The sequence below is a fragment of the Acinetobacter sp. YH18001 genome (assembly GCF_013416975.1).
In the GTDB taxonomy this organism is placed as follows: Bacteria; Pseudomonadota; Gammaproteobacteria; order Pseudomonadales; family Moraxellaceae; genus Acinetobacter; species Acinetobacter pseudolwoffii.
In genome coordinates this window covers 23224-32065 of record NZ_VPEU01000031.1, presented here as the reverse complement: position 1 = coordinate 32065, position 8842 = coordinate 23224, and the positions used below count along the sequence as shown (strand labels likewise).

At 41.4% G+C, this 8842-nt stretch carries 8 protein-coding genes; 3 read left to right on the top strand and 5 right to left on the bottom strand.

Features of this window, described 5'->3' with window-relative positions:
* From FTV48_RS10425 to FTV48_RS10405, 5 genes are all read right to left on the bottom strand, one after another.
* Positions 1-241, bottom strand: a 241-nt coding sequence (locus FTV48_RS10425; protein WP_257220114.1) for a GTP-binding protein, incomplete at its 3' end; no start/stop codon positions are given.
* Positions 242-333: 92 nt separating this feature from the next.
* Positions 334-2469 carry an elongation factor G gene (fusA, locus tag FTV48_RS10420; RefSeq protein ID WP_005096016.1) on the bottom strand — a complete coding sequence of 712 codons (2136 nt, stop codon included), beginning with the start codon at positions 2467-2469 and terminating at the stop codon, positions 334-336.
* A gap of 128 nt (positions 2470-2597) precedes the next feature.
* Complete coding sequence (rpsG, locus tag FTV48_RS10415) at positions 2598-3068, bottom strand: 30S ribosomal protein S7 (RefSeq protein WP_004279240.1); 471 nt, start codon at positions 3066-3068, stop codon at positions 2598-2600.
* 178 nt (positions 3069-3246) lie between these two features.
* Positions 3247-3621, bottom strand: a complete 375-nt coding sequence (gene rpsL, locus FTV48_RS10410; RefSeq protein ID WP_002050319.1) for a 30S ribosomal protein S12 — start codon at positions 3619-3621, stop codon at positions 3247-3249.
* Positions 3622-3775: 154 nt separating this feature from the next.
* The gene (locus tag FTV48_RS10405) at positions 3776-5278 is read right to left on the bottom strand and encodes an EcsC family protein (RefSeq protein ID WP_180000237.1); all 1503 of its coding nucleotides are present in this window, start codon (positions 5276-5278) and stop codon (positions 3776-3778) included.
* A 275-nt stretch (positions 5279-5553) separates the two neighbouring features.
* On the opposite strand from FTV48_RS10405, the gene FTV48_RS10400 reads away from it, so the two are divergent.
* From FTV48_RS10400 to FTV48_RS10390, 3 genes are all read left to right on the top strand, one after another.
* Positions 5554-6783, top strand: coding sequence for a beta-ketoacyl synthase N-terminal-like domain-containing protein (locus tag FTV48_RS10400; RefSeq protein WP_180000235.1), 1230 nt, complete (start codon positions 5554-5556; stop codon positions 6781-6783).
* Between the two features lie 23 nt (positions 6784-6806).
* Positions 6807-7259, top strand: a complete 453-nt coding sequence (locus tag FTV48_RS10395) for a CopD family protein (protein ID WP_100357334.1) — start codon at positions 6807-6809, stop codon at positions 7257-7259.
* A 349-nt stretch (positions 7260-7608) separates the two neighbouring features.
* Positions 7609-8733 (top strand): hypothetical protein, encoded by a 1125-nt coding sequence (locus FTV48_RS10390; protein ID WP_180000233.1) that lies wholly within the window; start codon positions 7609-7611, stop codon positions 8731-8733.
* Positions 8734-8842 lie beyond the last annotated feature (109 nt).

Genomic DNA, 8842 nt, shown 5'->3' with positions numbered 1-8842 from the left:
CTACGTGAGCGTAGTGACGAGTTGGAGAATCGTATTCTACGTGTGAAGTATTAATTGTAATACCACGTGCTTTTTCTTCTGGTGCAGAGTCGATTGCAGCGTAATCACGCGCTTCGCCACCGAATTTCTTTGCACATACAGTTGCAATCGCAGCTGTTAAAGTTGTTTTACCATGGTCGACGTGACCAATTGTGCCCACGTTAACGTGTGGCTTATTACGTTCAAACTTAGCCTTAGCCATGAGATCTTCCTTTTTAAACTACTCATGCAGGATCACTGCATGAGCACTTGGGTTTAACTATGAATTAGTTTGGGCTTATAGTAATCGAAAGATTACTCGTCGTCACCTTTTTTACCGCCAGACTGGAACTTAGAAATGATGCCTTCAGCCACGTTACGTGGAGTTTCAGCATATTTAGCAAATTCCATAGAGTAAGTCGCACGACCTTGAGACATAGAACGCATATGAGTTGCGTAACCAAACATCTCAGCCAATGGAACTTCAGCACGAATGGCTTTAGTACCACCAGGAAGATCGTCCATACCTTGAACCATACCACGACGACGGTTTAAGTCACCCATGATATCGCCCATGTAGTCTTCTGGAGTTTCTACTTCAACTTTCATGATTGGTTCAAGCAAGATTGGATCTGCTTTCATGAAACCATCACGGAATGCGTAAGAACCTGCCATTTTGAACGATAATTCGTCAGAATCGACATCATGGTAAGAACCGTCGAACAATGTCGCTTTGATGCCCACTACTGGATAACCAGCAAGTACACCATTCTTCATACGTTCTTGGATACCCTTGTCAACCGCGCCAAAGAATTCTTTAGGTACTACACCACCTACAACTTCTTCAACGAATTCGTAGTCTTTACCAGCGTCTTCAGCAAGCGGTTCTAGACGTACGTATACGTGACCGAACTTACCTTTACCACCAGTTTGACGTACGAATTTACCTTCTTGTTCAACTGACTTTTTGATCGTTTCACGGTAAGAAACCATTGGTTTACCAATGTTGGCTTCAACACCGAATTCACGCTTCATACGGTCAACAATGATGTCAAGGTGAAGTTCACCCATACCAGCAATAATGGTTTGACCTGATTCTTCATCAGTACGTACGCGGAATGATGGATCTTCTTTCGCCAAACGACCTAAAGCAACTGACATTTTTTCTTGGTCAGCTTTAGTTTTAGGCTCAACTGCAAGTGCAATTACTGGCTCAGGGAATTCCATACGCTCTAGTGTAATTACGTGGTTTTCATCACATAATGTATCACCAGTCGTTGTGTCTTTAAGACCTACACATGCCGCGATGTCGCCCGCACGAATTTCTTCGATATCTTTACGGTCATTCGCATGCATCTGTACGATACGGCCAACACGCTCACGCTTCATTTTTACTGGGTTATAACACGGGCTACCCGCTTTAAGAACACCTGAGTAAACACGAACGAAAGTCAAGTTACCTACGAATTTGTCATTCATAATTTTGAATGCAAGTGCAGAGAACGGAGCTTCGTCAGACGCTTCACGAGAACCTTCAGATTCGTCTTTGTCGTCAAGGATACCCTTGATCGCTTCAACGTCAGTCGGTGCTGGCAAGAATTCAATTACAGCATCCAACATACGTTGAACACCTTTGTTTTTGAATGCCGAACCACAAAGCATCGGTTGAATTTCGTTTGCCAATGTACGCTTACGGATACCAGCAACGATTTCTTCTTTAGTTAGCTCTTCGCCTTCTAGGTACTTGTCCATGAGTTCTTCTGATGCTTCCGCAGCAGCTTCAACCATGTTAGTACGCCATTCTTCAGCAGTAGCAACTAAGTCAGCAGGGATGTCGCCATATTCGAATTGCATACCTTGAGATGCTTCATCCCAAATGATTGCTTTCATTTCGATCAGGTCAACAACACCCTGGAAGTTTTCTTCTGCGCCGATTGGAACAACGATTGGCACTGGATTACCGCCAAGACGTGTTTTAACTTGTTCAACTGCACGGAAGAAGTTCGCGCCAGTACGGTCCATTTTATTAACGAACGCAATACGTGGAACTTTATATTTATTTGCTTGACGCCATACCGTTTCTGACTGAGGCTGAACACCACCTACAGCACAGTAAACCATGCACGCACCGTCAAGAACACGCATAGAACGCTCAACTTCAATCGTGAAGTCAACGTGTCCCGGGGTGTCAATTACGTTAATACGGTGTTGTTCGAACTGGTTCGCCATACCTTTCCAGAAGCATGTTACAGCTGCTGAGGTAATGGTAATACCGCGTTCTTGCTCTTGTTCCATCCAGTCCGTAGTTGCCGAACCTTCGTGAGTTTCACCAAGTTTATGGCTCTCACCTGTGTAGAACAAAATACGTTCAGAAGTGGTTGTCTTACCTGCGTCAATGTGCGCAGAAATACCAATGTTACGGTAACGAGAAATTGGGGTTTGACGTGCCATGATTTCTAGCATTCCTAAATTTTGTTGTTTAAAACAGGACGCTTTAAGCTGCATAGCAACTTAAAGCGCTTTGGTGACAAAACCATGACGGTTTTAGCACTTTCCTGAATAGGGCCTGTTTTATCTGCTTAGAAACGGTAGTGAGAGAATGCTTTGTTGGCTTCAGCCATACGGTGCACATCTTCACGTTTCTTAACCGCAGCGCCTTTGCCTTCAGATGCATCAAGCAACTCGCCAGCAAGACGTAAAGCCATAGTTTTTTCAGAACGCTTAGCAGCAGCATCTACTAACCAACGCATAGCTAGGGCAGTACGACGGGATGGGCGTACTTCCATAGGTACTTGGTATGTAGCACCACCAACACGGCGTGCTTTTACTTCGACCATAGGACGAACTTTTTCAAGAGTAGTCTCGAAAAATTCAACTGGGTCTACTTTAGATTTTTCTTGAACGCGGTCTAAAGCACCGTAAACGATACTTTCAGCAATAGATTTTTTACCATCTTGCATTACGTGGTTCATGAATTTAGCGATTGTTTGGCTGCTGAACTTAGGATCCGGAAGGATTTCACGAGCAGCGACTACGCGACGTCTTGGCATTTTAAACTACCTATAAAGATGACACTTCAGGTTTATCCAGCATGAGCACAAAGTGTCATGTGCATTCGCTGGCCTTACTACACGTCGCTTGAATTTCACAAAATTAAATGCAGAAATCAGACAAGCGAGACGATAAAGGATTGCGGTTCTACGTTCTTAAAATTTAATTCTTGACGAATTATTTCTTAGGACGTTTAGTACCGTATTTAGAACGAGACTGGTTACGATCTTTAACACCAGCACAGTCTAAAGAACCACGAACGGTATGGTAACGTACACCTGGTAAGTCTTTAACACGACCACCACGGATAAGAACAACACTGTGCTCTTGCAGGTTATGGCCTTCACCACCGATGTAGCTAGAAACTTCAAAACCTGAAGTTAAGCGAACACGGCAAACTTTACGCATTGCTGAGTTAGGTTTTTTAGGTGTAGTTGTGTAAACACGTGTACAAACACCACGGCGCTGTGGACAAGCCTTCAACGCAGGAACTTTAGATTTTTCAACTAAAGTCGTACGACCCTTACGGATCAACTGATTTGTTGTTGCCATTTGGCAATTCTCCCGTTAATAAAAAGCCCCAAAAACATACTGCTTTTTGAGGGCATGCAATTGTAATTCAAGATGTAAAATTGGTCAACCTGCTCAGGTCGACCAAATATAATAACAACTATACGCTATGCTGCTATTTTCTCTCAGAATTCATTTACTTTTTCGGATTCTTCGCAGTTTTTTTTGTAACATCTTGAGCTTTAGATGTCGTTGAGGCTGTTTCAGATGCAGAATCAGGATCCTCCTGCCCCTCTAGCCCCTCATTTTCCACGGTCTCCGATTCATTTTCAGCAGTATTATCTGCTTGTATCTCTGCTTCCACGTCAGGATCAAAAGAAGTTTTGGTTAAAGCAGGCTGTTGCGATTGTTTATCTGCCACAGGTTCAACCAATTCATCACTGAGGGCATCTAGACCTTCACTGACTTTTTCATCTTTTTTCACTTCAGCTTCTTCAGAACTGAGATCATTCTTTTCTTTCTTAACCAGTTTGACCTGAGTAATTGTATCATTGCCTTCAATTGCAATATCCTGATCCAGAATTGGCTCGTCTTTTGGCGCCTCGATCGACTGAGATGAACTGTCTAATAATTTAGGTGCAGCCTGTTGCAATAAATTGACTGCTTTTTCATAGGCCGCATAGGGAGACAATTGCGAATCTTGATGCTGAATCAGATATTGTCGAGCATGTGAGAAAGCTTCTTGAGCTTTCTGATTTACATCATCAACAAAACGGTGACTATAAACTGCTCCGATTCCAGCACTTGCCAATGGTGTCAATTTCGTTAATTTTTCTAAAATAGAAATTTTTGGCAGATTGTTCACCCATTCCCATTTCGCCTCGCCTTCATGGTTGTTTAACCATTGCTTTATGGCAGTCATATCATTATCAGAACCTAGCATGGTCTGAAGCTGGGAAATATCGTGGGTTTTAATCATATTACTCAGCGCTTTTAAGCCCAATAATAAGGTCTGCTTTTCAGCAATCAGGCCAAGGTCTAGCTGTCTAAAAATATGTTGTACGATTTCCTGATCATCTTCTTTGCTCAGGTCAAAACCATAAGAGCGACCGACCTGATAAATGGTACGTAGCGCCATTAACAAAGAAGCCGGAATATCAATCGCTGTACCAAGCACCCCAGAAGCACCGCTGATTGCACCCTGTACCGTTGCAATCCATTTGTTTTGCTCACCCAAAGCCTGTGAAATTCGTTTAGAACGATTGACATCCTGAGTCAACTCTTCCAAGTCTTTTGCTCCCGCTTCATTCAGAATGGCATCGACCGAACTGCTCTGGTTACTAAACTGGTTAAGGCGGTCATAAAAATAGTCTGATACTTTCTCCGTCAGTTCAGGAGAAACAAAATGTGCCACGTTATTGACGGTATTAAAATGGTGTCCTAGAAGTTGGCGAGATACATTTGGCAGATGTTCACGAAGCATTTGCTGTGGATTATCATATTTTTTAGCCGAAAAAACGCTTTTTGTCTTCGCCGAACCTTCAATCACCTGACCGGAATTTGACGGCTTAAGCGCTTTCGTCACCGAGTCTGGTGCAACATGATTCAATAAATCCAATCCGGTTGAACTGAACTTTTTCGCCACTCCAAAGGCATTCGAAATCAGACCATTAGATTGTTTATTATTAGCATTTACCATTTTTTACCTCAGCATTCACGTGCTTGTATTTGATATAAATACTAGGTGTAGTCAGCATTTATCTCAACTTTATTCTGTGTCATTTAGTAAAATCCCTACATGCCGACTCACAAACCCAACCGACTGTCACACGGCATAACATTTGCCATAAGATTTCAAAAGTCTTTCTGCTATCATGTTCTCCATCATGAAATAAGGCTAGAGGCCGGATTTGGCGATTTTATATAGCCCATTTTCTGCCACTGGACGTAGAGCTAAACTATAAGGATCTGTAGATGAAACGTGTTGTCATCACTGGCATGGGTATTAACTCGTGTATTGGTAATACATTAGAGGATGTAAACCATTCTTTACAAAATGGGATTTCAGGAACACGTTTTAATCCGACTTATGCTGAACTCAATTTCAAAAGCCATGTGAGTGCTGCGGCCGAACAGGATTTCGACGGTATTGACCGTAAACTCAAACGCTTTATGGGTGTATGCGCAATGTATGCCTACAACTCGGCACTTGCTGCAGTTGAACATGCCGGTTTAAAACAAGAAGATCTGGCAAATAATCCACGCTATGGTATCGCGGGTGGTTCAGGTGGTGGTTCAACTGCTTCTGTTATTGAAATGAACGAATTATTGCAAACCAAAGGTGCGCGTAAAGTCGGTCCTTTCTTTGTACCACGTAATATGACCAACACGATTACAGCAAACGTTGGCGTTGCATTCAAATTACAAGGCGTGGCGCATACCATTACCAGTGCATGTGCAACCTCTGCAGATGCCATTGGTTATGCCTACAACCTGATTCAACTCGGCAAGCAAGATTTAATGTTGGCGGGTGGCGGTGAAGAAGATCACTGGTCACAAAGCTTGTTGTTTGATGCCATGGGCGCACTTTGCTCTAAATACAATGACAGCCCTGAAACAGCATCGCGTCCTTATTCTGCAGACCGTGACGGTTTCGTGATTGCCGGTGGTGGTGGTTTTGTGATCCTTGAATCTTTGGAACATGCGCAAGCGCGTGGTGCCAACATTCTTGCCGAAGTCGTAGGCTATGCAGCTAACTCGGATGGTGCCGACATGGTTGCACCAAGTGGTGAAGGTGCAACACGTTGCGTACTGATGGCTTTAGAAGAAGCCAAACAACACGGCGTCGATAAAATTGACTATGTCAATACACATGGTACCTCTACTCCAGCGGGTGACATCACAGAACTTAAAGCAATGGAACGTGCTTTCGGTGAAGGTCAGGTTCCTCCACTCAGCTCAACCAAGTCAATGACGGGTCACAGTCTGGGTGCTGCTGGTGTTCAGGAAGCGATTTATTCGGTTCTGATGATGCAAAATGACTTTATTGCTCCAAACATCAACGTGACTGAGCTGGATGAAGGCGCGAAACCGTTTGATATCGTGCTTGAAAAACGTGACGCAAAATTGAATACTGTGATGAGTAACAGTTTCGGTTTCGGCGGCGTAAATGCCTGTCTCATTTTCAAGAAATGGGAAGGCTAAGCTGCCCAATTTAGGGTGACTTGATGGATGCTCCTTCTGATGCTTTCTTGTGGGTAAAAGCATTACATATTATTGCAGTGGTTTGCTGGTTCGCGGCTTTGTTCTACTTGCCACGTTTATATGTTTATCATGCCATGAGCGAAGATGCCGTCAGTCATCAACGCTTTGAAGTCATGGAACGTAAGCTGTACCGTGGCATCATGTGGCCAGCCATGTTGGCCACCTTGATTACGGCACACTTTCTGGTCGACTGGGGTGATGCAACGCGTCACTACCATGAAGCCTTATGGTTTTACCTTAAAGTTGGCCTGGTCGGCTTATTGGTGATTTACCATCTGATATGTGGTTATTACCGCAAGAAGTTGATTGATAATGCACATTACAAGTCTCACAAGTTTTGGCGTTATTTTAATGAGATGCCAACCCTGATCTTATTTGCAGTGGTGATTTTAGTCGTAGTTAAACCTACTTTCTAATTCACCCACGCAATCAAAAAAATCCCCGATCAGTCGGGGATTTTTTATGTCTGAATATTTAAATCTGCACACAGCTGTCCATTTTAAGATTCAATTCAGAAAGTTTGTGTCTTGGAAATGACTACACTATACATAACTCTTCCTCTTTTTGAGAAAATTACCTGTATTTTGAAAACTTGATTACTTTATTTTTATTCAATTTTTAATATAATATCTTAAAAATCAAAATACTATAAAAATGAAATCAGACTCATGTACACAATAAAAAAAGAGTAATCTGGATATTTCTGAACGGATTCTTTCCTTTAGCTAACACAAAAACAAGATCATGAAAAATAAAAGGTCAATTATGCAGAACTTTCCATCCGCAGAAATTAAAATAGCCTCAACACCTGAAGCTCAAAAATTATATTCAGATGCTGTGAAAAACTTTAAAAAATTGCATGGCCCAAAGCTTAAGCTTCATCAAAAAATAAAAGCTCGCTTTCATTGGATTTTTGCTATTGGCGCGATTTATCTTGTATGGAATTCTAATAATCCACAACTAACTATTTCTGTACTTTTTCTTGGGCTGTTTACATTAAATGAAATAGAGGGTTTGTATCTATGGCTATATGCTCGAAAAACACGAAAACAATATTCCGACCAATACCTCAAGACATTTGGCAAGATCACCAAAGTTTCAAAATATGATCCCAAATTAAAGCAGCTTAATATTGAACTTAAATTTTATGATTTAAAAAATGAAACCCATAAAAAGACTTTTAATATTCGCTATCCCGATTTCTTAATTTTACAACCCATAGAAGTTAAACCTGAACAACTTGTAGGTCAATCAGTTGAAGTGTGCCTTACACCTGATTTAGCTCTTATTTTACAAATACGTGCTTATCATCCCAACCCTGACGAATTGCCAATTTTCACCCATAATTTCCACAAACACCCACTGTGGCAACGGCATGAAAATTATCTACTGCACCCAAGTTATTTTTATCCAGAATCCATGTTATCGATTCATTTTATCCGCAATGAATACGCTGGAAATTTTCAGCTTGTCTTTCAAGATTTGAATCAGGATTTTAGTGTTAGCACAGCATCACCAAGTTTAGAGCAGATCGAAAATTATATTTTTGCCTCATATTCGGATTTTTTTATGAAGCATGATGCCTTACAGCCCGCTTATAGTGAATACCGACAACTTAAGTTTAGCAATGAGCCAATAAAAATCGAATTGTGGAAAAATCAGACTAAACCAATGTCAAATCAGGAAATTCAAGTCGTTGTAAAACAAAAAAAGAAACGTGTATTGGTATGGATAATCCCGTGTTTGCTCATCATCCTTTTATCATCTTTGTTTGTTTCGCCAGTAGCAAGGGTTGCATTATTTATTCTATGTATTTATACCTGTTTAATTTATTTCGAATATACATCCAATCAAAGTAAATTTTATCAGCGCTGTGTTCCTCAACTTTAATTATCTGAATGATGATTTGGCTTTTTTAGAAAATAGAGGAAGGATGATTCACAAATTATTCTGCTTACAATAAAAAAATCCCCGATCAGTCGGGGATTTTTTAAGCTAT